This is a genomic window from Pseudomonas sp. NPDC096950 (genome assembly GCF_044762525.1).
Lineage (GTDB): Bacteria > Pseudomonadota > Gammaproteobacteria > Pseudomonadales > Pseudomonadaceae > Aquipseudomonas.
Genome location: NZ_JBIWEL010000003.1, coordinates 65,840 through 91,232 on the forward strand (window position 1 = coordinate 65,840; position 25,393 = coordinate 91,232).

At 61.2% G+C, this 25,393-nt stretch carries 26 protein-coding genes; 13 read left to right on the forward strand and 13 right to left on the reverse strand.

What is annotated here, in order from left to right:
* Positions 1-35: 35 nt before the first annotated feature.
* Positions 36-1,424 carry a class II fumarate hydratase gene (fumC, locus tag ACIQY3_RS07295; RefSeq protein ID WP_403018754.1) on the forward strand — a complete coding sequence of 463 codons (1,389 nt, stop codon included), beginning with the start codon at positions 36-38 and terminating at the stop codon, positions 1,422-1,424.
* 48 nt (positions 1,425-1,472) lie between these two features.
* Entirely contained in the window at positions 1,473-2,360 is an 888-nt protein-coding gene (aepX, locus tag ACIQY3_RS07300; protein WP_403018199.1) for a phosphoenolpyruvate mutase, read from the forward strand.
* A gap of 139 nt (positions 2,361-2,499) precedes the next feature.
* Here the strand turns inward: aepX and ACIQY3_RS07305 are convergent, their stop codons facing one another.
* Positions 2,500-3,906 carry a M15 family metallopeptidase gene (locus ACIQY3_RS07305; RefSeq protein WP_403018200.1) on the reverse strand — a complete coding sequence of 469 codons (1,407 nt, stop codon included), beginning with the start codon at positions 3,904-3,906 and terminating at the stop codon, positions 2,500-2,502.
* A gap of 26 nt (positions 3,907-3,932) precedes the next feature.
* Complete coding sequence (locus ACIQY3_RS07310; RefSeq protein ID WP_403018202.1) at positions 3,933-4,826, reverse strand: AraC family transcriptional regulator N-terminal domain-containing protein; 894 nt, start codon at positions 4,824-4,826, stop codon at positions 3,933-3,935.
* Between the two features lie 138 nt (positions 4,827-4,964).
* On the opposite strand from ACIQY3_RS07310, the gene ACIQY3_RS07315 reads away from it, so the two are divergent.
* The gene (locus tag ACIQY3_RS07315; RefSeq protein ID WP_403018205.1) at positions 4,965-5,708 is read left to right on the forward strand and encodes an SDR family NAD(P)-dependent oxidoreductase; all 744 of its coding nucleotides are present in this window, start codon (positions 4,965-4,967) and stop codon (positions 5,706-5,708) included.
* Here ACIQY3_RS07315 and ACIQY3_RS07320 read toward each other — a convergent pair.
* Positions 5,705-6,220 (reverse strand): GNAT family N-acetyltransferase, encoded by a 516-nt coding sequence (locus ACIQY3_RS07320; protein ID WP_403018206.1) that lies wholly within the window; start codon positions 6,218-6,220, stop codon positions 5,705-5,707. The two genes, ACIQY3_RS07315 and ACIQY3_RS07320, sit on opposite strands and share 4 nt — an antisense overlap.
* A 336-nt stretch (positions 6,221-6,556) precedes the next feature.
* On the opposite strand from ACIQY3_RS07320, the gene ACIQY3_RS07325 reads away from it, so the two are divergent.
* Positions 6,557-7,597, forward strand: a complete 1,041-nt coding sequence (locus ACIQY3_RS07325; protein WP_403018207.1) for an ABC transporter substrate-binding protein — start codon at positions 6,557-6,559, stop codon at positions 7,595-7,597.
* Between the two features lie 190 nt (positions 7,598-7,787).
* Here ACIQY3_RS07325 and ACIQY3_RS07330 read toward each other — a convergent pair whose 3' ends face one another.
* The 4 genes from ACIQY3_RS07330 to ACIQY3_RS07345 all read right to left on the reverse strand — a co-directional run bounded on the left by ACIQY3_RS07330 (position 7,788) and on the right by ACIQY3_RS07345 (position 12,781).
* Positions 7,788-9,167, reverse strand: coding sequence for an MFS transporter (locus ACIQY3_RS07330; RefSeq protein WP_403018208.1), 1,380 nt, complete (start codon positions 9,165-9,167; stop codon positions 7,788-7,790).
* A 115-nt stretch (positions 9,168-9,282) separates the two neighbouring features.
* Positions 9,283-10,143 carry a CAP domain-containing protein gene (locus ACIQY3_RS07335; RefSeq protein WP_403018211.1) on the reverse strand — a complete coding sequence of 287 codons (861 nt, stop codon included), beginning with the start codon at positions 10,141-10,143 and terminating at the stop codon, positions 9,283-9,285.
* A 596-nt stretch (positions 10,144-10,739) separates the two neighbouring features.
* Positions 10,740-12,044 carry an ATP-binding protein gene (locus ACIQY3_RS07340; protein ID WP_403018213.1) on the reverse strand — a complete coding sequence of 435 codons (1,305 nt, stop codon included), beginning with the start codon at positions 12,042-12,044 and terminating at the stop codon, positions 10,740-10,742.
* Complete coding sequence (locus tag ACIQY3_RS07345; protein WP_054055184.1) at positions 12,041-12,781, reverse strand: response regulator; 741 nt, start codon at positions 12,779-12,781, stop codon at positions 12,041-12,043. Before ACIQY3_RS07345 ends, ACIQY3_RS07340 begins: the two co-directional genes overlap by 4 nt.
* 297 nt (positions 12,782-13,078) lie before the next feature.
* On the opposite strand from ACIQY3_RS07345, the gene ACIQY3_RS07350 reads away from it, so the two are divergent.
* The 3 genes from ACIQY3_RS07350 to ACIQY3_RS07360 all read left to right on the forward strand — a co-directional run bounded on the left by ACIQY3_RS07350 (position 13,079) and on the right by ACIQY3_RS07360 (position 15,018).
* Positions 13,079-13,342, forward strand: a complete 264-nt coding sequence (locus ACIQY3_RS07350) for a DUF2790 domain-containing protein (RefSeq protein ID WP_403018214.1) — start codon at positions 13,079-13,081, stop codon at positions 13,340-13,342.
* Positions 13,343-13,381: 39 nt separating this feature from the next.
* The gene (locus ACIQY3_RS07355) at positions 13,382-13,636 is read left to right on the forward strand and encodes a hypothetical protein (protein ID WP_403018215.1); all 255 of its coding nucleotides are present in this window, start codon (positions 13,382-13,384) and stop codon (positions 13,634-13,636) included.
* 170 nt (positions 13,637-13,806) lie between these two features.
* Positions 13,807-15,018, forward strand: coding sequence for a cytochrome c biogenesis protein DipZ (locus ACIQY3_RS07360; protein WP_403018216.1), 1,212 nt, complete (start codon positions 13,807-13,809; stop codon positions 15,016-15,018).
* 9 nt (positions 15,019-15,027) lie between these two features.
* Here ACIQY3_RS07360 and ACIQY3_RS07365 read toward each other — a convergent pair whose 3' ends face one another.
* Positions 15,028-16,017, reverse strand: coding sequence for an AraC family transcriptional regulator (locus ACIQY3_RS07365; protein ID WP_403018218.1), 990 nt, complete (start codon positions 16,015-16,017; stop codon positions 15,028-15,030).
* 180 nt (positions 16,018-16,197) lie between these two features.
* Between ACIQY3_RS07365 and ACIQY3_RS07370 the strand changes: the two genes are divergently transcribed.
* Positions 16,198-16,488, forward strand: coding sequence for a DUF4242 domain-containing protein (locus tag ACIQY3_RS07370; protein ID WP_213942169.1), 291 nt, complete (start codon positions 16,198-16,200; stop codon positions 16,486-16,488).
* Positions 16,489-16,521: 33 nt separating this feature from the next.
* On the forward strand, positions 16,522-17,334 hold the full coding sequence (locus ACIQY3_RS07375; protein WP_403018219.1) for a class I SAM-dependent methyltransferase: 813 nt from the start codon (positions 16,522-16,524) through the stop codon (positions 17,332-17,334).
* 560 nt (positions 17,335-17,894) lie between these two features.
* Here ACIQY3_RS07375 and ACIQY3_RS07380 read toward each other — a convergent pair.
* The 3 genes from ACIQY3_RS07380 to ACIQY3_RS07390 form a co-directional block, all read right to left on the reverse strand.
* Positions 17,895-18,281, reverse strand: coding sequence for a DUF488 domain-containing protein (locus tag ACIQY3_RS07380; protein WP_403018220.1), 387 nt, complete (start codon positions 18,279-18,281; stop codon positions 17,895-17,897).
* A gap of 6 nt (positions 18,282-18,287) precedes the next feature.
* On the reverse strand, positions 18,288-19,010 hold the full coding sequence (gene pcsA, locus ACIQY3_RS07385; RefSeq protein WP_403018221.1) for a phosphatidylcholine synthase: 723 nt from the start codon (positions 19,008-19,010) through the stop codon (positions 18,288-18,290).
* A 321-nt stretch (positions 19,011-19,331) separates the two neighbouring features.
* Complete coding sequence (locus tag ACIQY3_RS07390; RefSeq protein ID WP_403018222.1) at positions 19,332-19,697, reverse strand: VOC family protein; 366 nt, start codon at positions 19,695-19,697, stop codon at positions 19,332-19,334.
* Between the two features lie 162 nt (positions 19,698-19,859).
* Between ACIQY3_RS07390 and ACIQY3_RS07395 the strand changes: the two genes are divergently transcribed.
* From ACIQY3_RS07395 to ACIQY3_RS07405, 3 genes are all read left to right on the forward strand, one after another.
* Positions 19,860-20,585, forward strand: a complete 726-nt coding sequence (locus ACIQY3_RS07395; protein WP_403018224.1) for a tellurite resistance TerB family protein — start codon at positions 19,860-19,862, stop codon at positions 20,583-20,585.
* Between the two features lie 496 nt (positions 20,586-21,081).
* Positions 21,082-22,209 (forward strand): saccharopine dehydrogenase family protein, encoded by a 1,128-nt coding sequence (locus ACIQY3_RS07400; protein WP_403018225.1) that lies wholly within the window; start codon positions 21,082-21,084, stop codon positions 22,207-22,209.
* A gap of 2 nt (positions 22,210-22,211) precedes the next feature.
* Positions 22,212-22,703 carry a DUF2269 family protein gene (locus tag ACIQY3_RS07405; RefSeq protein WP_403018227.1) on the forward strand — a complete coding sequence of 164 codons (492 nt, stop codon included), beginning with the start codon at positions 22,212-22,214 and terminating at the stop codon, positions 22,701-22,703.
* A 309-nt stretch (positions 22,704-23,012) separates the two neighbouring features.
* On the opposite strand, the gene ACIQY3_RS07410 is transcribed toward ACIQY3_RS07405, so the two are convergent.
* Positions 23,013-23,687 carry a DUF3313 domain-containing protein gene (locus ACIQY3_RS07410; protein WP_403018229.1) on the reverse strand — a complete coding sequence of 225 codons (675 nt, stop codon included), beginning with the start codon at positions 23,685-23,687 and terminating at the stop codon, positions 23,013-23,015.
* A 224-nt stretch (positions 23,688-23,911) separates the two neighbouring features.
* Between ACIQY3_RS07410 and ACIQY3_RS07415 the strand changes: the two genes are divergently transcribed.
* Complete coding sequence (locus tag ACIQY3_RS07415) at positions 23,912-24,922, forward strand: hypothetical protein (RefSeq protein ID WP_403018230.1); 1,011 nt, start codon at positions 23,912-23,914, stop codon at positions 24,920-24,922.
* Between the two features lie 39 nt (positions 24,923-24,961).
* Here the strand turns inward: ACIQY3_RS07415 and ACIQY3_RS07420 are convergent, their stop codons facing one another.
* Entirely contained in the window at positions 24,962-25,240 is a 279-nt protein-coding gene (locus tag ACIQY3_RS07420; protein ID WP_403018231.1) for a DUF3303 domain-containing protein, read from the reverse strand.
* Positions 25,241-25,393: the final 153 nt, after the last annotated feature.

Sequence of the window (25,393 nt, forward strand, 5' to 3'; positions counted from 1 at the left end):
GATCCCGCCGTCAGCCGTTTTCTACAGGTTGAACAATCATGCGTGTCGAGTCTGATTCAATGGGGTCCATCGAGGTGCCTTCCGACAAGTATTGGGGCGCCCAAACCGAACGTTCCATTCACAACTTCCCGATTGGCCGGGCGCGTTTTCAATGGGGCACGCCGATGATCAAGGCGATGGGGATCCTGAAGAAATCCGCGGCGCTGGCCAACCTCAAACTGGGTGAATTGCCCGAGTCCATCGTGCTGCCGATTGTCGCGGCGGCGGATGAAGTGATTGCCGGGCAGCTCGACGAGCATTTTCCCCTGGTGGTGTTCCAGACCGGCTCCGGCACCCAGTCCAACATGAATGCCAACGAAGTCATTTCCAACCGCGCCATCGAGATCGCCGGCGGTGTGATGGGCAGCAAGGCGCCGGTCCATCCCAATGACCATGTGAATCGCGGGCAATCCTCCAACGATACCTTTCCGACCGCGATGTACATGGCGGTGGTCAGCGAGGTCTTCGAAACGTTGCTGCCCGGCGTCTCTCGGCTGCGCGACACCCTGGCCGACAAATCGGTGCAGTTTTGCGAGGTGGTGAAAGTCGGGCGCACCCACTTGCAAGACGCGACGCCGATTACCCTGGGGCAAGAGATCGGCGGCTGGGTCGAACAGATTGATTATGCGTTGGCATCGATCCAGCACAATTTGACCGGCCTCTATGACCTGGCCATTGGCGGCACGGCGGTCGGCACCGGATTGAACGCCCACCCGCTGTTTGGTGACGAGTGTGCCAGGGTGATTGCCGAGTTGACCGGTCACCCGTTCAAGTCCTGCACCAACAAGTTCTTTGCCTTGTCGGCCCACGATGCGCTGGTGAACACCTCGGCCGCGATCCGCACGCTGGCCATGGCCTTGCTCAAGATCGCCAATGATGTGCGCTGGCTGGCCAGCGGACCTCGATGTGGCATCGGCGAAATCGACATTCCGGAGAACGAACCGGGCTCCTCCATCATGCCGGGCAAGGTCAACCCGACTCAGTGCGAGGCGCTGACGATGGTCTGCACTCAAGTCTTCGGCAACGATGCGACCGTGGCTTTCGCCGGCAGCCAGGGCAACTTCCAGCTCAATGTCTATAAGCCGGTGATGGTCCACAACGTGCTGGAGAGCATCACGTTACTGGCGGACGCGTGCCGAGCCTTCAACGATAACTGCGCGGTGGGCATTGAGCCGAACCTGGGAAAAATCCACGAAAACCTCGAAAAAAACCTGATGTTGGTCACCGCACTCAATCGGCATATCGGCTACGACAAGGCCGCCGTCATCGCCAAGACCGCTCACCACAATGGCAAGTCGTTGCGGGAAGTCGCCGCGGAGTTGGGCCTGGTTTCCACCCAGGATTTCGACCGATACGTGGTGCCGCTGGACATGACTCATCCTTAACTGCCGCGCCGTTGCTCGCCTAATTATAAAAATGGAGCCTGGATTTGTATGGATACTGAAACCCGCCGAACCCATCTGGCCACGCTGTTCAACAGCAAACGTTGCCTGCGCGTCCTCGAAGCCCACAGTCCGATATCCGCGTTACTGGCACAGCGGGCCAAACTTGAAGTGGCTCCGGGGCAAAGCGTGTCGTACGACGCCATTTGGTCGAGTTCGTTGACGGACTCGACCCAACGCGGCTTGCCGGACATTGAAATTCTCTCGCCGAGTAACCGGTTGCACGGTATTCGCGAGATTTTTGATGTCTGCTCGATGCCGTTGATCTTTGATGCCGACACTGGCGGCAAGTCCGAGCATTTTGCGATTCATATCAAAATGCTCGAGCGGGCCGGTGTCTCGGCGGTGGTGATCGAAGACAAATGCGGGTTGAAGAAGAACTCGCTGTTTGGCACTGCGGTCAGCCAGGAGCAAGAGTCCATCGAAGAGTTCTGCGAAAAGATTCGGGCCGGTTGTGCCAGTCGCGACAGCCAGGGGCTGATGATTATTGCGCGGTGTGAAAGCCTGATTCTCGACAAGGGCATGCAAGACGCCCTTGAGCGTTGTCTGGCTTACGTCGACGCGGGGGCCGACGGGATCATGATTCACAGCCGCAAAAAGGACGGTCTGGAAATCCTCGAGTTTGCCCGGTTGTTCCGTCAGCAATGCCCGCAGGTGCCGCTGATTTGCGTGCCGACCAGCTATTCCCATCTGCGATTCGAGGTCTTGGAGAGCGCCGGGTTTAACGCGGTGATTTACGCCAATCACATGTTGCGCAGTGCGTACCTGGCGATGCGCGATATCGCGGACGGCATCCTGGCGAATGGGCGAACCCTGGAGATGGAGCCGCGCTGCCTGGGGATCGATGAAATACTCGATCTGGTTCCCGGCACCCGGTAGTTCAACCAGGTTGTGCTCCATCCTGTAGTGAGGGGGCTTGCTCCCACTGGACTGCGCAGCAGTCCCATTTTGTTGGGGCCGCTTCGCAGCCCAGCGGGAGCAAGCTCCCTCGCCACAGGTTTAGTGTCAGGCTATGGATTTAGCGTTCGGGAAGGCCCCAGCTGTCACGAAGCTGCGCATATTCCGATTCCGGCAATTGAACCAGCAACGGCCCCTGGCGAGGGTCCAGCCAGCCCAATAGCCGATTGATATCCGCCGGATCCATCGCCGTGCACCCCAACGTCCCCGACGTCGGCCCGCGCCAGATATGGAAGAAAATGCACGAACCTGCACCCGACACCGCTGGGGTGTTGTGCTCGATGAATATGCCGTTGCGGTACATGTCATCGTCCCGGCGCATGCGCTCGGAGCTGTTCCAGTCCTTGGTCACCGTGGCCCCATCCACCAGTTCGTTGTAGCGTTTGGACTGGCTGTCGTCGACGCATTCGATGGTCGGGGTCAGCGGCTGGTAGGGCAGTCGGGTGTCGGCGCTGTTGGCGTAGCCGAAGGCTGTTCCCAGTTTGAAGATCCCGGCCGGTGCTTTGCCGTCGCCTTCGCGTTTGACCGGTCCTTCGCGTTGCTCAACCACCGTCAGCCCCTTGCCCCAGGCCAGTCCGCTTTTACCCACCACTATCGCAAACGGCTCGCCGATTTTTTCAAAGGTTTTGCCGTGGCGCTGATAGCGCTGGGCGCTGCCCTGGATGTCGGTCCAGTTTTTGGTGGTGACGATGATCAACTGGTGACTGGTACTGAGCGCCAGCGGGGTGATGGGAAAATCCATCACTTGGTTCAACGCCGGATTGCCGGTGTAGGTGAAGTGCCACCATTCTTTCGAATAGCCGACAAACCCCTCTTTTTCCATGGCGCTGGTCAGTCGCTGGCGATTGGCTTTGGCGGTCGCGTTGATCGCCGTGCTGTCGGCGTGGGCCGGCTCGTCGAAGCAGTCGAAACCGGTGCCCATGTCCAGCGCGCCATCCTTCCAGCGCTGGCCATAAGGAGCGGTGCAGTCCACGGGTTTGAGCGAGGGCGTCCGGATCTCGGCAGGCAGGGCTTTTGGACCGGTCAGGGTCAGGTCCATCGTGCTGCCCTTGGAGTGACCCGAGACGCGGGCCACGTAACCCAGGCGCCAGAAGTCTTGTTTGTCCACGCGAGGATAGAACTCGGCTTTGGTGGGATCGCCCGGCACCTTGGCGAAGTTGCCCATGTCAGCGACCGCGCGGGCCGGTCGATAGCAGTCGAATACTTTCAAACCGTAGCCTTGCGCTTGCAGTGCGGTTTGCACTCGGGCCAGGGCCTTGGCCGCGTCCACGGACAGCAGGCATTCGGGTGCTTCGTAACCGTTGAGCGGGTGACCGGTGAAGTTATGGGCGGTGGCGTAGCGCATGTCTTGCTGGATGCTCGGGTCAATCGAACGCAAATAGACCATGTGTTCGGGCCGTGGCTCGGCGCTGGCCATGCACGGCACGACAACGCACAGGGTCGCCAGGGTTTTGCTCAGAACGTGCATGGGATGCCTCCAGAGAGTGTCCATATTCATCGGGTCGCCCCTCGCGTATCCGCCAGAATCCGCGCCGCATCCCGTGCCGGCGGCAAGCCGAATACGCGGGCATAGTCGCGGCTGAACTGGGTCGCGCTTTCATAGCCGACATCGAACGCTGCGCTGGTGACGCTTTTGGCGCTGGCCACCAGCAGCGTCCGGGCCTGAAGCAGTCGAACGCGCTTCTGATACTGCAACGGACTGAAGTTAGTCACAGCCTTGAAGTGGCGGTGGAAGGACGACACGCTCATCGCCGCTGACTGCGCCAGGGTCTCCACTCGCAACGGCGCGGCGAAGTCGCGGCGGATCCACTGGATGGCCTGGCTCACGCGGGCCATCGCGCTGTCGGGCGCGGCGATTTCCCGCAGCATTGCGCCGTGGGGACCTTGCAGCACTCGATAGAGAATTTCCCGCTCATAGACCGGGCTCAGCGCCGCGATGTCCGCCGGCCGGTCCATCAATCGCAGCATGCGCACCCAGGCGTCCATCAGTTCGGGCGTGACCGCGGCGACGGAAAAACCGCTTTCCTGTTCATGACGCCCGGTCGCCGGGGGAAGGTCCGCCAGCAGGTTCGCCACAACGGTGGGCTCCAGCGTCAGACTGACCGCCAGGTAAGGTTCGCCAGTCGCAGCCGGATGCACCTGGCCCACCGCCGGCAGCTCGATGGACATGACAAAGTAGGTCGCCGGGTCGTACCGCAGCGTGCGGTCGCCGACGGTCATCGATTTACTGCCCTGCAGGATCAGGTTGATCATCGGGTCGTAGACCGCTGCCAACAGGTGTTCCGGAATCGCGCCCTGGACCATGGCCACCCGTGGGATGCCCGTCTCGGTGCGGCGGTTTTCGGCCCTGGCGGCCAGGGTTCTGAGTTCATTGAGCTGATTGTTCATGGGGAGACATCTGATCCCATGGCAACCCTCGGCGCAAGTAAAAAGCAGAAACAGGCAGTTTCCGAGTAGAAACGGCTGCGCCCGTCGGGAGGTCAATCGCTACCGTGGTGGCTCACCTCATCCACAGTGGAGCAGCACATGAACATCATCGTCATCACCGGCGGCAGCCGAGGCATTGGCGCCGCCACCGCCCAATTGTGTGCCCGGCGCGGCATGGGTGTGATCCTGACCTACACCAGCAATGCGCAGGCCGCCGAGTCGGTCGTGGCAGGAATCCATGCAGACGGCGGCAAGGCTGTCGCGCTCGAACTGGATGTAAGTGATATCAAGTCGTTCGGTGCTTTTACCGACGCCGTTCGCGCTGAGCTGCAATCAATCTGGCAGAAGACGTCGCTAAGCGGCCTGGTCAACAACGCCGGTCACGGCTTGTTCAACCCGATCGAGACGGTCAGTGAGGCGCAATTCGACGGCCTGTTGAACGTCCACCTCAAAGGCCCGTTTTTCCTGACCCAGGCGCTGTTGCCACTGATGGAGGAGGGCGCAAGCATCGTCAACCTGACCAGCGCGACGACCCGCGTGGCCACCGCCGGCGTCGCGCCATACGCCGCGTCCAAGGGCGCACTGGACGTACTCACCCGCTACATGGCCAAGGAGTTTGGCGAGCACCGGATTCGCGCGAATGCCGTCTCGCCGGGTGCGATTCGTACGGAACTGGGCGGCGGCTTGAATGACGAGTTCGAAGCCTTGCTGGCCTCGCAAACCGCCCTTGGTCGGGTGGGTGAACCGGACGATGTAGCGCGGGTGATCGCCACGTTGCTGTCCGAAGACAGTGGCTGGATCAACGGGCAGAGCATCGACGTATCGGGTGGCTACATCCTCTAGCGGCGATCGGCCCTATACACCAGGCTTTGCGGCTGTCCCGGCACATCGTCGAGCAGGTCGATGCACTGCATGCCGATTTTCTCCAGCACGCCGATGGACGCCTGATGACTCGGCCGGACCAGCGCAAACACTTGCTCGGCCTGTAGCTCATTGAAGGCGAACGCCAGCGCCGTGGTGCCCAACTCCGTCGCATAACCCTTGCCCCACGCGGCGGCGTCAAACCGATAACCGAGGTTGAGGCGCAAGACGTCGAGGTAGTTGTACAACGCGATGCCACCGAAACCGATGACCTGCTCCGGCGCTTCACGGGTGGCAATCGCCCATTGTCCGTAGCCGTTTTCATCCCAATGGCGCAGCCAGCCTGCCAGCAAGGTTTCGGCCTGTTGGACATCGGCCAACGGGCCGGCCGGGTTGAATTGGTTGGTCGCCGGGTCGCCGTAGATGGCAAACAGGCGAGCCAGGTCTTCGGCCTGCGGTGGCCTTAATATCAATCGCGCGGTGGTTTGTTGCATGGTCCGGTCAGTCCTTGGTCGGCACAGAAAGCGCCTGATGGGCGAGGCGTCAGGTCAGGGCATCGGTTGGCCCCGAGTGTATCGCCAACACGGATTTGAAGCGCCTGGGCTAACGAGCTTTTTTATCGCTCCCAAGCATATTTTTAATAATTTTCCTCTGCAGAGGGATGTCGCACTATCGAGCCACACCCAGCGTGGTTCGGCTCTCCCGGATGAAGGCCGTTGCTCATAACGATGTAGGTCCCATGAGACCAGCACGATGGAACTGTTATTGGTCTCTGGCCAGCACTGCCCGGCTTTACCCTAATTTTAAAAAAACAGCTGCGGGAGCGTTCCATGTCTTTAACCTTACGTACGTGTATCCCTTTTTCCCTGGCCCTGTTGTGCACCGGCGTGTTCGCCGCGCCGCAGGATTTGACCGTCATTTCGTTTGGCGGCGTCACCAAGCAGGCCCAGGACAAAGCCTACTTCCAACCCTTCAACGCCAGTGGCGCCGGACGCATCGTCGCCGGTGAATACAATGGCGAGTTGTCGAAAATCAAGGCGATGGTCGATGTCGGCCACACCAGTTGGGACGTGGTCGAGGTCGAGAGCCCGGAGCTGTTGCGCGGCTGCGATGCCGGTTTGTTCGAGAAACTCGACCCGGCCAGTTTTGGCGATCAGAGCCAGTTCGTGCCGGGGACGTTTACCGAGTGCGGCGTGGCCACTTACGTCTGGTCGATGGTCATGGCGTTCGACCAGAACAAGCTGACCAAGACCCCGACTTCGTGGGCGGATTTCTGGAACGTCAACGACTTTCCGGGCAAGCGCGGCCTGCGCAAAGGCGCGAAGTACACCTTGGAAATCGCGCTGCTGGCCGATGGCGTCGCGCCGGATCAACTCTACAAAGTGCTGAACACTACTGAGGGTGTCAGCCGCGCCTTTGCCAAGCTCGACAAGATCAAGTCGAACATCCAGTGGTGGGAGGCCGGCGCGCAACCGGCGCAGTGGTTGATTGCCGGTGACGTGGTGATGAGTGCCGCCTACAACGGCCGGATCGCCTCGGCGCAGAAAGAGGGCATGAACCTGAGCATCGTCTGGCCGCAAAGCCTTTACGACCCGGAATACTGGGCCGTGGTCAAAGGCACGCCGAACAAGGCCATGGCCGAGCGTTTCATCGCGTTCGCCAGCCAGCCGCAGACCCAGAAAGTGTTCTCGGAAAACATCCCTTACGGCCCGGTTCACCGTCAGGCCCTGGCACTCTTGCCGCAGCAAGTGCAGCAGCAACTGCCGACTGCCGACGCCAACATGGCCAAGGCCAGGGCGGTGGATGCGGAGTTCTGGGTGGATCATGGGGAGGAGCTGGAAGAGCGGTTTAATGCGTGGGCGGCTCGTTAACTCAGCCACTCGAATCTTTGGCGAAAGTGCTTTTGTGGCGAGGGAGCTTGCTGTGGCGAAGGGGCTTGCTGTGGCGAGGGGGCTTGCCCCCGTTGGGTCGCGAAGCGGCCCTCGCTTTTAGGGGACTGCTGCGCAGTCCAACGGGGGCAAGCCCCCTCGCCACAAAAAAACCCTCGCCACAGGTCCGGTGTCATGCCCTGGCCGCCACCAACCGCAACGCACTCGCCACACTCCCCACCGCTGCGAACCCCGCCCCAATACTCAGCGCCAGCACCGGACCATGGGTGCCCGACATCCCGAAGCTCAACGCCACCAACGCGGCGCCGGTCGCCTGGCCGATCAGCCGGGCCATGGCGATGGTGCCACTGGCGCCGCTGCTGCGTTCCCGGGGCGCGCTGGTCATCAGGGCTTTCTGGTTCGGAGCCTGGAAGAAGCCGAAACCGATCCCGCAGATGAGCATGCGAATCACGATCCCGGTGGCACTGAGATCCGCCGGCATGATCGCCAGGGACACCATCCCTGCGCAGAGAATCGCCAACCCGATTCCGCCCAGCAAACCGGGTGGATAAGTGTCGGACAGGCGCCCGGCCACGGGTGCGATCATCGCCACGATGATGGACCACGGTGTCATCAGGAAACCGGTCTGGATCGGGTCGCGGCCCAGGGTGGTTTCGAAGAAGAACGGCAGAGAGACAAACGCCAACCCCTGAGTGGCGAAGGCGCAGAACGCGGTCAGTGTCGACAGGGCGAACATCGGGCGCTTGAGCAGGTCGAGGGGGAACATCGGCGCCGGATGCCCGGCCTCACGGCGCAACATCAATGCCCCGGCAACCAGGAACACCGCCAGGGCAATCACCACGCTACTCATCGAGCCTAACTGCGCGGCCTGACTCAGTGCGAAGATCAACGCGCCGAACGTGATGACGTTGAGCACGGCGGTCATCCGGTCAAACACCACGGCTTTGGGCTGGCTGGTCGGCAATGAACTCCAGGCGAAGCTCAGGGCGAACAGTCCCAGGGGCAAGTTGATCGCAAACAGCCAGGGCCAATTGGCCACCGACAGCACCAGCGAAGCGATGGTCGGGCCGGCGGCGAAGCAGGTGCCGACCACCAGCGCGTTCAATCCCAGGCCACGGCCCATGCGTTCCGGCGGGAAGATCAAACCGATCAGCGCAGCGTTCACACTCATGATCGCGCTGGCTCCGACGCCCTGAAGCACGCGGGCCACGGTCAGGGTCGGCAGCGACCACGCGAGCGCACACAACCCCGACGCCACCACGAACAGGATGATGCCGCTGAGGAATACTTTGCGATGCCCGATGATCCCGCCGAGGGCGGCGAACGGCAGCAGCGTGGCCACGGCCGCCAGTTGGTAGGCGTTGATGATCCACACCGACGCGGCGGGGGAGGCGTTGAGGTCTGCGGCAATGGTGGGCAGCGCGGTGTTGGCGATGGCGGTGTCGAGCACCGCCAGGGCGATCGACACCAGAATCGCAACCAGCCCGCGCAGTTCACGGGAGGTGAGTTTGCCGGGGGCGGCGGTCGGGAGTGGCGAGGCCGGCTGAGTCATGAGTTGCGACCGCCAAGGGCAAGGACTGAAAGACTGATCATGCTGATTCCCCGTGTGCAGGCGTTGCGCAAGGGCCTCACTCTACCTAAATCCGTGGACGGTTCGCGAGCCTGACTTACTTCGCGCCGAACAGCATCGTCCAGTACACGCCCTCGTCGCTGCGTGCATCGGTGGCGAAGGCTGCGCCGACCTGGGTGAACATCGGGTTCATCAGGTTGGCGCAGTGCCCGGGGCTGGCGAGCCAACCGGCCATCGCCTTGCTCGGTGAACTCTGACCGGCGGCGATGTTTTCGCCGATCTGCCGACCACGAAAGCCAGCGGCCCTGGCGCGGTCCGCCGGCATTTCACCGTCGGGGTCCTGGTGCGCGAAGTAGTTGCCGTAGGCCATGTCTTTGCTATGACCTTGCGCGGCGGCGCCCAACGCGGCGTTCCAGCTCAATGGCCGGGCGGCGGCGAAGCGTCGGCCGCCACACATTCGCGACTTTGCCCGTGCTGCGTTGACTTCGGCCAGCAACGTTTTGCTGGCTGATCGGACATCGCTGACCTGATTGTCGAGCACCGGCCGCGCCAGCACGATTTGCCATTCACTGCGGGCGCGACTGATGCCGATGTCGGCGTACTGTGCGTCGAGCAGCGCGCCGCAATAGTTGTCCTGCAACTCATCGAAGGCGTCCTCGGCATCCCGGGCGCCGACCAGGCGGATCGTCCGCACGGTCACCGCTTGATACCCGTTCTGCTTCAACCCTTCACGCAGAGCACCGCCATAACCGAGCGGCAGCGCCAGGTTCGACTTCAGCACCAAGGGCTTCAAACCCTGGACCGGACGTATCGAACAGCCCCGAGGGTGGGCGCGGTAATTGTTGATCTCCGACACCAGTTGCCGCTCCTCACCGGCATGGGCGGGTGTGGCGAACAGGGGAAGAAGTGGAACCAGACAGAGCGAAACAACGCGAAAAGACAGGACGATTTGGCGCATGAGGCGAACGGCTCTGAGGAGATGACGACGGTACGGGCGACCATTGGGCTGAGGATGCGCTGGTCGTTTGGCGGACGAGCGCATTTCAGGGCAGGTCTAAGACTGCGGGTTTCAAATCTGGTTCATGGGCGGAGAGGGCAAATTTCGAGGGGGCGGCGGCCCGCCGCAGATCCCCTGTGGGAGCGGGCTTGCTCGCGATAGCGGAGTGTCAGCCGACATCCATGCTGGATGTGCCGGCCCCTTCGCGAGCAAGCCCGCTCCCACAGGTAATCAGCGGTGGACACAATATTAGCAATCCACACAGATCCCCTGTGGGAGCGGGCTTGCTCGCGAAGGCGGGGTGTCAGTCGATATCCATTTTGGATATGCCGGCCTCTTCGCGAGCAGGCTCGCTCCCACAGTAGATTAGGGTCGATCAGGAATGTTGTGACCGCCGCAGTTCCCTTGTGGGAGCGGGCTTGCTCGCGAAGGCGGCGTGTCAGTCGATATCCATTTTGGATATGCCGGCCTCATCGCGAGCAGGCTCGCTCCCACAGGGAATCAGTGTTGGACACAAAATTGGCAATTCCCACAGATCCCCGGGGGGATCTGCGGGGTTATTTGCTTGCGGGCAACCGCAGTTCTGCGCACAAGCCGCCGCCTTCGCGGTTGCTCAGGGTCAGTGAGCCGCCGATCGCGAGGGCCAGTTGCTGGGCGATGGCCAAGCCAAGCCCGGTGCCGCCGGTGCTGCGGTTGCGTGAGTTTTCCACGCGGTAGAACGGCTCCATCACCTGGGCCAGTTCTTCCTCGGCAATCCCCGGTCCGCGGTCCATGACTTTCACCGACAAGCTGCCGTCGGTCTTTTTTTCTACCTGCAACTCCGCCGCCCCGGCGAATTTCAGGGCGTTGTCCGTCAGGTTCACCAGCACTCGACGCAAGGCGTGGGGCCGGGTGTCGATGACGGCGGCGGTTTTGCCGCTCAGTTGCACGTCTTTGCCCATGTCCTGGTAGTCGAACACCAGGCTGTCGAGAAACGAATCCATATCCGTGCGCCGACTCTCTTCGGTCGCGCCATGGACGCTGCGCGCATACGCCACGCCTTCGCGCACCAGGTGTTCCATCTCGCCGAGGTCATTCCACAGTTTGTCTTTCTCGCTGGAGTCGTCCATGAATTCCGCCCGCAGTTTCATGCGGGTGATCGGGGTTTGCAGGTCGTGGGAAATCGCCGCCAGCAGTTGCATGCGTTCCTTGAGGTACGCCGCGATCCGCGCCTGCATGGCATTGAACGCCATGGCGGCATGGGCAACTTCGGTTGGGCCTTTTTCGTCCAGGTGCACCGCGTGGGTGTTGGGGTCGAGGGTTTCCACGGCCACGGCGAGGCGGGTGAGGGGACGGATAGCGATCCGTACGGCCAGCCAAGTGCAGGCGATCATCAGCGCCAACTGGCCCAGCAACACGATCGGCAGCCACGGCGACAACGGCACCATCGCCGGCCGCACATCGATGGTCACCGGGCTGCCGTCCGCCAGTTTCAGGTGCACCTGGAAGTGTTTTTGCGCCCCGGGGATATCGGTCACGGTCATCGGGTATTCCATGCCGATGGCGTCCTTGATCGAAGTCACTGCGATCGGCGTATCACTCATGGCCGTGCCCGGCGAGCCTTCGTCCAGCAGATAGCGATAATTTCGCCGTTCCAGTTGCTGCAACCAGCCCGCACGCTCATTTGCCGGCAAGCGATCAAGAATCGCGATGGACGTAGAAACGTCGGTTTCCAGATTGCCCAGCATGGTGTTTTTCGAACTTTCGTAACGCTCGTAATACTGCGCGCCAAAGGACAGCGCCTGAGCGAGGATCAGGCCCACCAGAAAGATCAGCGACAGCCGTGACGCCAGGGTACGCGGCCAGCGCATCGAGAGGTTCATGACGACGCCCCGATCACTTCCACCGGAAGGGAAAACACATAACCTTCGCTGCGCACGGTCTTGATGTAGGCCGGCTCGCGGGCATCATCGAGCAGGCGTTGGCGCAGGCGGCTCACCAGCAAATCGATGGAACGGTCGAACAGGTCGGCGTCGCGGCCCTGGGTCAGGTTCAGCAACTGGTCACGGTTGAGCACCCGTTGCGGGTGATCGAGGAACACCCGCAGCAACCGATATTCCGCGCCGCTGAGGGCGACCATGGTGCCGTCACTGTCGAGCAGGTGCCGGGCCGAGGTGTCCAGGCGCCAGCGCCCGAAAGCCAGCAGACGACCGCTTTCGGTGACCACCAGGTTCGGCGGCAGCATGCGGGTACGGCGCAGTACGGCGTTGATCCGCGCCAGCAATTCACGGGCGGCGAACGGCTTGACCAGGTAATCGTCGGCGCCCATTTCCAGGCCGATGATGCGGTCGGTTTCGTCGTTGCGTGCGGTGAGCATCAGCACCGGCGTGGCTTTGTGTTTGCCGGCGCGCAACTCGCGGCAGAGCATCAGCCCGTCGTCGCCGGGCATCATGATGTCGAGCACGATCAGGTCCACCGGCGTCGACTCCAGGAACGAACGCATCTGCCGCCCATCCGCCACCACCGTGGTGCGCAGGCCATTCTTCTTCAGGTAGTTACCTACCAGCTCTCGAATCTCGCGGTCATCGTCCACGATGAGAATGTGATCGACGTGTTCCATGGGGCCAAGCCTCTATAAATGGGGGATGTCGCGCAGTCTATCGAGCCTTTGTCCATTCGCCTGCTGCCCTTTGTATTCCAATGTATCTGATGTGTCGACGGATACATGCAGACGCAAAAACATGAATTTTCGGGGGTTTTGTATCGCTGTGTATCGGGCGACGGCTTTGATACGTAACGATTTACTCGCGGCGAATCCCGACACAGACGGGATACCTCCCGGGCTTCTAATGGGTCCCATCGAGGCAAACCAACCCGCCTCGGACCAACTAATCATTGAAGTCTTGAGGGAACCACTATGAACACCAAAGCCGTCTACGCCGCTTGCCTGTTTGCCGCCCTGAACATCTGCACCTTGTCGGCCCGTGCCGAAGCCGAGGTCACCCCGCAAACCTACACCTACGGCACGCATCTGGACATCCAGAAAGTCGTGTCGCTGAAAGAGGGCACCGGCCCTTCCTGCGGGATTGTGAATGCCCGGCTGACTTACCTGGATTCCCAGGGCAAAACCCAGGCTCTGGACTACAGCAAGTTTTCCGATGACTGCCACGAAGGCAACTGAATCCTTCTCCCAATCCCTATTTGAAACAGGAAGAACACCATGAACAACGTGACTCGTTATTTGACCGCCATGGCCTTTTCCGTGGCCGGCGCCGCCGCCCATGCCAATGCTGCGGTTGAGCAGGATAGCTGTGGCAGTGCCACGTGCTTTCAACTGACGCCGGTGGCGCACAAGGACGGCAATGCGTTCCTGGCCGAGGACGGCTACAGCCGCACACCGCAGGGGCAGATGGTGGCGGAGAACGGCGGCAGCCGGACGCCTCAGGGGCAGTTGTTGGATAACCAGACTGCCTGATGCCAGGCGCCTATTCCGTGAATACCCCATGTCCCCTGTGGGAGCGGGCTTGCTCGCGAAGACGGCGGCACATTCACCATTGATGTGTCTGACACACCGCTTTCGCGAGCAAGCCCGCTCCCACAGGGGATGTGTGGTGGCCCCTTTATCCGATTCCAAAGGTAATCCCCATGTTCCTCATCGCATTCCTGGGCGGTATTTTGACCGTCCTCAGCCCCTGCATCCTCCCGGTCGTGCCGTTCCTGTTCGCCGGCGTCGAACGCACCCGTTCTTCGATCCTGCTCACCCTGGGCGGCATGGTCCTGACCTTCGCCCTGATCTCCAGCCTGGCCGTGGTCAGCAGTGAATGGGTGGTGCAGGCCAACAACACCGGCCGCCATGTGGCGCTGATCGTCATGGTGCTGTTTGCCCTGTCGCTGATCTCCGTCCGTGTCGGCGGCTGGCTGGCCCGTCCGTTCGTGCTGCTGGGCAATCGCCTCGACCCCGATACCCGCAAAATGTCCGGCCCGCTGAGTTCGGTGATGATCGGCGTCGCTACCGGTCTGCTCTGGGCACCGTGCGCCGGGCCGATCCTCGGTGTGATCCTCACCGGCGCCATGCTGCAAGGCGCCAACGCGCAAACCAGCCTGCTGCTGGTGGCTTACGGCTTGGGCAGCGCGTTGTCCCTGGGTACCTTGATCTTTGCCGGTCGCGGCTTGGTCAATCGCTTGAAAGCATCGATCCCGGTCACCGGTTGGTTGCGTCGGGTTGCCGGTGTGGCAGTGCTGGGCGCTGCGGCCGTGATTTCCACCGGCGCCGACAAAACACTGCTGGCCGGAACATCGTCGGAAGGCGTCAGCAGCATCGAAAAAGGCGTGTTGGAAACCGTCCCGAAAGTGGTCGATTACTTCGTCAGCAAGGTCAAGGCCGACACGTCCATGGACAATGCCCAAGGCCCGATGCCTTCGCTCAACGGCGCGGTGGAATGGCTGAACTCACCGGCCCTGACCAGCGAATCCCTCAAAGGCAAAGTGGTGCTGGTCGACTTCTGGACCTACGACTGCATCAACTGCCAGCACACCTTGCCGTACGTGAAGGACTGGGCGAAGAAATACGAGAAGGATGGCCTGGTGGTGATCGGCGTCCACACCCCTGAATACGGCTTCGAACGCATCATCGACAACGTCAAGGATCAGGTGAAAAAACTCGGCATCACCTACCCGGTGGCCATCGACAATAACTACGCGATCTGGCGCAACTTCGACAACCAGTACTGGCCCGCGCACTACCTGATCGACGCCAAGGGTCAGGTGCGTTACACCCACTTCGGCGAAGGTCGCTACGACACCCAGGAGCAGATGATCCAGCAGTTGCTGCAAGAGGCCAAAGCGCCTGCGGCGTAACGATGCAAGTCAATGGCTCACGGGTTCCGCACCGTGGGCCATTTTTTCATTCTGACCCCGTCGCCACGCCGCTGGCGGTGCGCCGAACTCGCGGCGAAACGCGCGACTGAATGCGGTATCGGTTTGATAACCCACTTCCTCGGCAATCCGCGCCAGTGACGTGTTGCTGCGGCGTAACAGGTTGGCCGCCAGCAACATCCGCCATTGGGTCAGGTACTGCATCGGAGAGCTGCCGACCAATTGCTGAAAGCGCTCAGCCAACACCGATCTTGAGGTGCTGGCGGTGCGCGCCAGTTCTTCCAGGGTCCAGCAATGACTTGGCTTGGTGTGCAGGGCATTCAGCGCGGCGCCGACAATCCGGTCGCCGACGCCCGCGAGCCAACCGGTGCGACCTTCGCCGTGTTCGTTCATGTACATCCGCAGCACTTCGATGAACAGCACCTCGGCCAGTTTCGCCAGCACGCCTTCGCCACCCGGCCGTGGCGAACGCGCCTCGGCCAGGGCGTAACGCACCGAAGATTCCAGCCACATGCCGGCGTTCGAGCCGCGCACGTTGACCCGGATCACCGCCGGCAACCCGGTCAGCATCATGCCCGCCAGTCGCGTATCACATGCCAGGTAACCGCACACCAGCCGTGTCGTCGCGCCACCCCCGCCATAACTCAACTGCCGTGGACGCCGCGCCAGCACCACATCCAGCCGCGCACCGGTGGCGGGTTTAAGTCCGGGTGCAGAACTCATGCGATGGGCATCTCCCTGAGGGAAAACCACCACGTCGCCGGCGTTCAGCAGCAGGGGTGGATCGTTACCGAGCTCGACGTAGCACTCGCCTTCGGTGACCAGATGGAAGATCACCACCCGCTCGGCGCCGGGCTCCAGGAAGGGCGCGGCCGAGTCGGCGCTGGGGGATTGATAGCACCAGGGCGCGGTGAACCGGGCATTGATGAAAATCGCGCCGATCAGGCGCACGACACGCAGGGTTTGTGAGAGGGCGTCCATGGTGATTGCTCATTTTGGGCGAGTCGTTTGATTGTGAGCCGGTTACTGCGCGGCGTGAAACCTCCGGACGATCGGACAGTGTTGGCCGACGATCGGGCAGGACGCAGGCCCGCGCTGGCGCGATAGTTGAAGCACAGGGTCACTGCCGGCCTTGTATCGATAAGAAGAAGAGAGGTTGCCATGCCGAAGTTCGTTATAGAGCGGGAAATCCCAGGCGCCGGAGCACTGTCGGAACGGGATCTGAAAGCCATTTCGCAGAAGTCCTGCCGTGTATTGCGCGAGTTGGGCCCCGAGGTGCAATGGCTGCAGAGTTACGTTACCGGCGACAAGATCTACTGCGTGTACATCGCGCCAAACGAAGAGCTCATTCGGGAACATGCCAGGCAGGGCGGTTTCCCAGCGAACAGTGTGTCCCGGGTCATGGGCATCATTGATCCCACCACGGCGGAAGAGTCGTCCGTCAGAGCCTGATTTGTGTTCAAACCCGCGAGGGAGCCACACCTCATGAGTACACCCATTGATCTTACTGCCCTGAAAAACCGTCAGATGGCCGCTTGGGCCAGTGGCGACTACGCCGTGATCGGCACCACGTTGCAGATCGTCGGCGAGGAATTGGCCGAAGCCTGCGACCTGCATTGCGACGAACTCGTGCTGGATGTCGCCGCCGGCAACGGCAATGTCACGCTGGCCGCTGCCCGGCGAGGTTGCAAAGTCACGTCCACCGACTATGTGGCAGCGTTGCTCGAACGCGGCGAAGACCGCGCCCGGGCCGAGCGGCTGGAGGTGATTTTCCAGGTGGCCGACGCCGAGGCGCTACCGTTTGACGATGCCAGCTACGACGCTGTGCTCTCGACCTTCGGCGTGATGTTCGCGCCAGACCAGGCCAAGGCTGCCAGCGAACTGGCGCGGGTGGTTCGCCCCGGTGGCCGCATCGGCCTGGCCAACTGGACGCCGGAAGGCTTTGTCGGCCAGATGTTCAAGACCCTCGGCCAACACCTGCCACCACCACCCGGCGCACTGCCGCCGTCGAACTGGGGCAATGAAGCCTGGTTGCACACGCACTTCGACGACCACGACTTCCAGACCCAGGTCACGCGCCGCACCTTCAACTTCCGCTACCGCTCGGCCGCACACTTCATCGACACCTTCCGTAGTTGGTACGGGCCGGTGCACAAGGCTTTCGCGGTACTGCCGGCGGACGGTGCAGCAGCACTGGAAAAGGACTTCACCGCGTTGCTGAACCGGATGAACCGGGCCGGGGAATCGTCACTGGTAGTGCCGAGCGAGTACTTGGAAGTGGTCATCACCCGGCGTTGACGGTAGGCCAGGCAAAACCAATGTGGGCGCGGCGGTGCGACGATTCGACTTGCTCGCGAAGGCGGTGGTTCAGTCGATATTTATGGTGACTGACACACAGCTTTCGCGAGCAAGCCCGCTCCCACATTTGGTCCGGGGTCAGCCGCAGATTTTTGTGCAGCACACCAATCCCCTGTGGGAGCGGGCTCGCTCGCGAAAGCGGTGGTTCAGTCGATATTGATATTGGCGGACACTCCGTCTTCGCGAGCAGGCTCGCTCCCACATTTGGTCCGGGCCAGCCGCAGATTTTTGTGCAGCACACCAATCCCCTGTGGGAGCGGGCTTGCTCGCGAAAGCGGTGGTTCAGTCGATATTGATGTTGGCTGACACACCGCCTTCGCGAGCAAGCCCGCTCCCACATTTGGTCCGGGTCAGCCGCAGATATTTTTGCAACACACCAACCCCCCTGTGGGAGCGGGCTTGCTCGCGAAAGCGGTGGTTCAGTCGAATTGATGTTGGTTGGCACACCGCCTTCGCGAGCAAGCCCGCTCCCACAGGGACTGGGGAGGCATCAGGGAGGTTTAGATAACCTGCGCGCCCCGCGCTTGCAGCAGTTCACGCAAGACCGAGCGGTGACAATGGGCCTCATCCTCGCAATAACACCCCACCGCCAGCGATGTTTGATGAGACAGCGCCGCCAACAAATCCAATAGTTGGCTGGGCGCCGGGTGATTCATTTCAGTCTTGAATTTGCGCTTGAAAGCGTCCCAGGCCTTGGCATCTTCAGCCGCTTTCGCCTCGGCGACCAGTTCCGGGCTGGGGGACAGCAGCGGCTGCCAGACGTCATAGAAATCACGGCTGGCGAACTCGGCTTTCGGTACGCCTCTAGGCGGGCGGCGTACGGTGCCCAGGCGCAGGCCTTCGTCGGGCCCACGGGGTGAGCCCAGCCGCACGATGTGGATGGGCATGTTCGGTTACTTGTGCCGCGAGCCGTCAAACCATTCCATCGCCGTGCGCCAGATACAGATGCCCAGGAAGTACGCCGACATCAGCAGCCAAAGCCCCATCACCAGCGGGTTGATCACCGGGTGGTTGACCACCAGCGACAAGCTGCACAGCAGCCAGATGGCAGTCACGGCAATGTTGATCGGCATGAACTTGCGCACGCGGAACGGATGCAGGAATTTCATCCGGGTCACGGTCAGCAGGGCCAGGCCGATCACGGTCAGCAGCGTGATCCACGGCGACGGACTAATGATGTACAGGCACAACGCGACGACGTTCCAGGCAGCGGGGAAGCCCTGGAAGTAGTTATCCTTGCTTTTCATGTTGACGTTGCAGAAGCAGAACAGCGACGAGACCAGGATCAGCGACACGGTCAGCAGCAGCGTGTAGTCCGGCAACGGGATGTAGCGGTAGATGAACAGCGCCGGAATGAACACGTAGGTCAGGTAATCGATGACCAGGTCGAGGACCGAGCCGTCGAAACTCGGCAGCACCGATTGCACATTGACCTTGCGCGCCAGTGCACCGTCCAGTCCATCGACGATCAGGGCCACGCCCAGCCACAGCAGGCAATGAGTGGCCTGGTTCTCCAGCAGAGCGAGGGTGGCGAGGAAGGCGGTGACCACGCCTGTGGCGGTAAAACCATGGGCGCCCCATGCTTTGAGCCTGGCGATGTGTAGGGTCGATATCACGGGGGCGTTCTCCAAAAAGTGAAGCAAGCCAGTCAGCACCCTTCTAGTGGGGGCGTCGGCAAACCGGGTCGGGTTGCAGGTATCGACCGGGAAACCGGGGTTAAGGTTCACCATCTATGAATCTTAGCTGCCCCGGAAAAAAATACTTCGGAGAAATTTGCATGGCTGGTGACTTGGGCCCGAGTCTTCAGGCACCCCAAAATCCCTGTGGGAGCGGGCTTGCTCGCGAAGGCGTTCGTCCAGGCAATATTGATGTTGACTGATACACCGCTTTCGCGAGCAAGCCCGCTCCCACAGGGGATGTGCAATGTCAGGAATCGCTCAGCGAGGGAAGAACACTCGCAGCCGATGCTCATCCGGGTCAAGCGCCACAAACGTGCGGCCAAAATCCAGCTCGATGGGCGTTTGCAGGATGCTCAAGCCCAGGTTCGACCATTGGCTGAACAACGCGTCGACCTCTTCGGCGGACTCCACCGGAAACGCCAGCTCCATGCCGCCGCCGGTCATCGCCGCTGCCGGTTCGACGGTGTGTCGCGACCACAGGCCCAGTTTGTAGCCGTCCTCCAGCACGAACAGCGCGAAAGTCGGGGATTCTTCCACGGGTTTCAGGCCCAGCAGGAATTCATAGAAGCGTGCACTGACGGCGGGATTTTCGACGAAAAGCAACATATAGCGTGGCGTGATCATGGGACTGCTCCGTGGTAAGTCGGTGCAGCATAAAAGGAGGCGCTGTCAGTTTCTGTCAGGAGCGTGTCGCGCCTGTTCACGTCGGCCAAACGGTGCTGGCGCAATTGCCGGCGGGGGCTATTGTTGCCTGACTGCGTTGTATCTATTGATGAGGACGTCGTCATGAACACCAGCGATTTGCTCGAACAACTTCTGCGGGCCGGGCAGGGCTCGATGTCGCAACAGGGTGGCGGCGCATCGCCATCCCAGGGAGGCCTGGGCGGTCTCGGCGGATTGCTCGGTGGCCTGTTGGGCGGTGGCGCCGGATCATGCGCGGGCGGTGGCGGGTTGGGTGGTTTGCTCGGTGGTTTGCTGGGCGGCGGCTCGGCACTGGGCGGTTCGACCCAGACTCGATCTTCCGGCGGCACCAACTATGCGGCGCTGGCGTCTCTCGGGATGATGGCATTCCAGGCCTATCAAGCCTGGCAACGCAACCAGGCCTCGGCACCGCAACAGGCACCGCGCACCGTGGATTTGCTGTCCGGCCCGGAAGTCGAAGATCACAGCCACGCCGTGCTGCGCGCGTTGATCGCTGCCGCCAAGGCTGACGGCCGGATCGACGACAACGAAAAACAGATGATCAGCACCGAAATCGGCCGTCACACCGACGACCCGCAACTGCAGCAATGGCTCGACGACGAAGTCGCCCGGCCACTGGACGCCGCCGATGTGGCGCAGTCAGCCACCGACCCGGCCATCGCCGCGGAAATGTATTTGGCCAGCGTGATGGTGGTGGACGATCAGCAAGACGCCGAGCGCAATTACCTGGATGAACTGGCGGCGGCGCTGAAGATCGAGCCGGAGTTGCAAGTGCATCTGGAGCAGCAGGCGAAGGGTGGGGCGGTTTAGCACTGGAATTGATGCACCGTTAGTACGGCCGCCTTCGCGAGCAAGCCCGCTCCCACAGTAGATCTGCGGTGGATGCGGATCTTGCGTACAACCTCAATCCCCTGTGGGAGCGGGCTTGCCCGCGAAGAGGTCGGCACATTCAACATTGATGCTGACTGACACACCGCCTTCGCGAGCAGGCCCGCTCCCACAAGGGATCTGCAGCGGACACAGATTTTGTGTACGACGATCCCCCCTGTGGGAGCGGGTTTGCTCGCGAAGAGGCCGGCACAGCCAATATTTATACTGGCTGACACATCGCCTTCGCGAGCAGGCTCGCTCCCACAAGGGATCTTCAGCGGACACAGATTTGTGCCCGACCGCGATCCCCTGTGGGAGCGAGCCTGCTCGCGAAGAACGATAACGCGGTCTATCTGCCGAGAAAACCATCCCCGCCTGATCATTCAATCCCTTAGAATCGCGCTTCGGTCGCGTAGATGATTCAGGGAAGCAACACATGGCACTCAAGGTATTGGTGATCGGCGGCTACGGGAACTTTGGCAGTATCGTGTGCCGGCATTTGGCGGTGATGCCGGGCATCGATCTGGTGATCTCCGGACGTGACCCGCGCAAGTTGTCAGCTCAGGTCGAGGCGTTGAAAGCCCAATCAGGCAAGACCTGTGAAGGCTGGTGCGGCGATGCCATGGGGGCTGGTTTCAAGTCCGCACTGGACTCGCTGGGCGTTCAATTGGTCATTCACACCGGCGGCCCATTCCAGGGGCAATCCTATGCGGTGGCCGAGGCGTGTATCGACACGGGGGTGAATTACTGCGATCTGGCGGACTGCCGCACTTTCGTCAACGCCATCGCCGTGCTGGATGCCCGGGCCAAAGATGCAGGCGTGGCGGTCCTCAGCGGTTGCAGCTCGGTGCCGACGCTGTCGTCCGCCATCATTGATCAGCACCGCTCGCGGTTTAAGCGCATCGATTCAATCGAACACGGAATTTCCTCTTCAGCGAAGATGCCGGGGCTGTCCACTGTCGCTGGCGTGCTGGTCTATGCCGGCAAGCCCATCAAACAACTGAAAAACGCTCAGGTGCACGAAGTGCCGGGCTGGATGGACCTGACCCTGCGCAAGATGCCGCAGATGGGCACTCGGGTACTGGCTAATGTCGACGTGCCCGACATGGACATCTTCGCCAGTCGCTACGGTGCCCATACCTTGCGATTCAGGGCCGGTTCGGGCCTCAAGCTCGGCGGCGTGGCCAATTATCTGCTGGCCCAGGCGCTGCGCAGGGGGCTGATTCGCGACCACGCCCCCTGGGCCGCCCGGCTGCACCGTTGGGGCACCTGGTTCGAAGGCTTTGGCGATGGCAAAAGTGCGATGTACATCGACGTCCATGGGCTAGGCCTCGATGACAAGCCATTGTCCATGACCGTGCAACTCACTGCGTTCAATGACAAAGGCCCGCAGATCCCGAGCTGCGCCGCCGTCGCCCTGGCGGTGAAAATGCTCCAGGGTTACGTGCCCGAACCCGGTGCCCGGCCTTGCGTTGGTGAAATCAGCGTCGATGAATACATGGCCGCCATCAACGACCCGGAAAACCTGCAGCTGTCCGTGGTTTTTTCTGACGGGCAGGGCTGAACATGCTCTATCTCGGCCTCAAGTACGCCCACATCATTGCCGCGATATTCCTGTTCGGCTTCGGCATGGGCTCCTACCTGTATCTGATCGCTGCCAGCCGCACGGCGAATCCGCTGGTGATCGCCCATGTGGCGCGAATGGTGGTGCGGTTCGACACCTGGATCACCACACCGGCGGGTTTCATTCAAATCCTCACCGGGTATGGATTGGTGAAACTCAGTGGATTGCCATTGACCACGGAATGGGTGCTGACGGCGCTGGCGATCTTCCTCTGTACCGGGGCGCTGTGGCTGCCGGTGCTGGTGCTGCAAAAGCGTTTGCAGGTGCTGGCGCTGAGCGCGGTGGAAACGGGACACGGGCTGGCTGATGAGTACGCTGTTGTTTACCGCAAGTGGTTCTGGATGGGTGTTCTGGGGTTTTTCGGGATGTTTGTGATTGTGCTGATCATGGTCACCCGCATGACGCCGGGGCAGTGGGTGGCGATGTTGGGGTAGTGGGGAGCCAGATCAATTTCCTGTTCTGATACACCGCTTTCGCGAGCAAGCCCGCTCCCACAGGGGATCTTCAGCGGACACAGATTTTGTGTACGACTAAGATCCCCCCTGTGGGAGCGGGCTTGCTCGCGAAGAGGCCGGCACAGTCAATATTGATGCCGGCTGACACACCGCCTTCGCGTCTACAAGCACCCCGGTAGGCGCTGCCGAAGGCTGCGGTCTTTTGATCTTGCTTTTGATCTGTTCGATGTAAAAGCCGCCGAAGATCAAAAGATCGCAGCCTTCGGCAGCTCCTACGGTGGGGGTGTTCTACCGAATAAACGCCTGCAAATCCGCCGTCAATTTGCTGATCGCCGCTTTAAAGTCATTGGTGGTGATCTTCTCGCTCGAGTTCTTCAACTGTTCGCCAAACACCTTGCGCACCACTTTGGCCATGATCTGGTTATTACTGGCATCCACCAGTTCCGCTTCAAGGAACAGCGTAGTGTCCTGGCTGCGATGGCCGGACGCCGCGCTGACCCCGCCGACCACCGCGGCGACGGGCACCACTTCATACCATTGCATGCCTTCGTTCGATGCGGTTACGCCAGTGATCGCGGCGCGCACAACTAGGGTTTTCGAGCCCGCCGGGGCTTTTTTGGCACTCGGCACGACGCGGTATTTCTGGCCAAGCACACCCTTGGCGCTGTTGGTCATGTAGGTCTGCAATTCTTCCAGGGTGCGCTGGTCAACCCGGTCGTTGGGCTTGGGCACCGGATACAGTTCCAGCTTCATGAAGGCCACGGTGTCGTAGGCGTTGGGATTCCACGACGGACTGACCCAGCGCATGGCTTTCTCGCCGCTGGGGGTGGTCACTTCCTGGAGGTTGTTGTAGTTGGGCAGGAACCCCGAGTACTGCTCCCGCTCGGTGACTTTCGAGGTACAACCGCCCAGCAGCAGGCCGGTCAGTGCGGCGCCGATCAACACGTTTCGGGACAGGTTCATGGTGGTGGGTGCTCCGTGGGGGTAGTCGTTATTTTTTTGATAACGGTAGTTCAAAAACGCCGGAGCATAGGGACGGTCATTTACTGACAGGCGGTTTGCCAGGATGGACAGCATGATGGCCATTCAGTAGCATTCCGCGCCTCCCTTTGTGCCAAACACTTCAAGGACGATTCATGTCGGTGTTTCCCTTCAACTTCACTCGCGCCGTCGCCATCGTAACGTTCGTGTCCGCGCTGCTCAGCGGCTGCAGCGTCAACGGCACTTATCCCGACGCCACTGAACCTGATGCAGCCAAACTGCGCTTTGTCGCCAACACAGAAAACGCCACCCTCGATTACTTTGACGGTGCCCACTGTGACGGGTTGACGACAGGCATCCTTAACAATCTGTTCTTGGGCGACACCTCTCGCCGGGCAGGTATGAGCTCTGCACCACCCGCCGATGCCAGGGGTTATCTTGAAATCAAGCTCAAGCCTGAACAGGATGCCTACCTGCGCGTCAACACCCTGAGTACTTTTTCGGTGTGCGGTACAACGTTCAACCTCACCCCTGAGCGTAATGCGGAATACGAACTGACGTTCGACGCCAGACCGGGACAATGCCGCTCACTGTTGCAGCGCATCACGCGAGTTGATGGCAAGGATGTACGCACGCCTGTGCCGATCGAGCGCAAGGGGCTGCCGGCCTGTATAGGCCGCAGTCCATTATTTGTGAAATTGCCGGATCCGTTGCCTGACACGCCCCATCGCGTAACCCTGATCAACCAAATCATCGACGACTCGACGAACCCGGCAATGAAGCCTGACCCGGCCAAGGACAACAGCGATCGCTCGACTCCAGAACAGCTCGACAAATTGCTTGCCGAGCGCCAAGGCAAACTCGGTTTTACCTTGCCGGATGATTATTGGGCACTGTATCGCCAGAACCTGATCGCCTTCGACGATGAAGCGGCCCAAAACAAAGCCCAGACCTTCAAGCGTTACACCGACGAGTATCGCCTGCGCTTGCAACGACTCGACGACCAGCAACTGGAAGCCTGGGCAAAGCCCGAAGACAAATCGGCCAAGCCCGTCAACAAGGCAGCATTTGAGCAATACAAAGCGATGACGCTGTTCTACTTTGAGGCCCAGAAAAATGTGCTGGTAGAGACCATCAACCATCACCTTGACCGGATGGCGCAGATGGATCGGCAGTACAAGGTGTGTGAGCGTTATTCGGAGTGCTGGAAGCGTTGATGCCCAGAGCGGCGAGCCAGGCTCGCCGCTTGAATGACGTTACTTGCCGAGCGTCCCCGCCAGCAACGGCGCCATTTGCTCGTCGGTCAGCGCCGCGTGGACTTCCATGTTCATCAGGTCGTTCCACTCCAGCACCCATTTCTGGATGGCGACCGGGTCACTGGCGTCGGCGATGCCAAAACCGCTGGAGGCGCCGATCGCGTGCCAGCGTCCGAGCATTTTGACGCCGGCGGGCGGGGCGCCTCCGGTCTTGAGGAAACGTTCGATTGCGGCGTTTCGGCTTTGCGGACTGATGGTCCAGCTGACGATGAATAACATCTGCCACCTCCTGTCACGGACTGGCACCTGTTTTCGGATTGCGCACCTGGCTGGCGCCCGGTCCGGGTTCACATTTATGTTTGCCGCGCCGTCCTGGCTTGCTTCAAACCATTGCCCCCACGATCAGGCATAGCAGCGGCGCGCCCCCGGCGT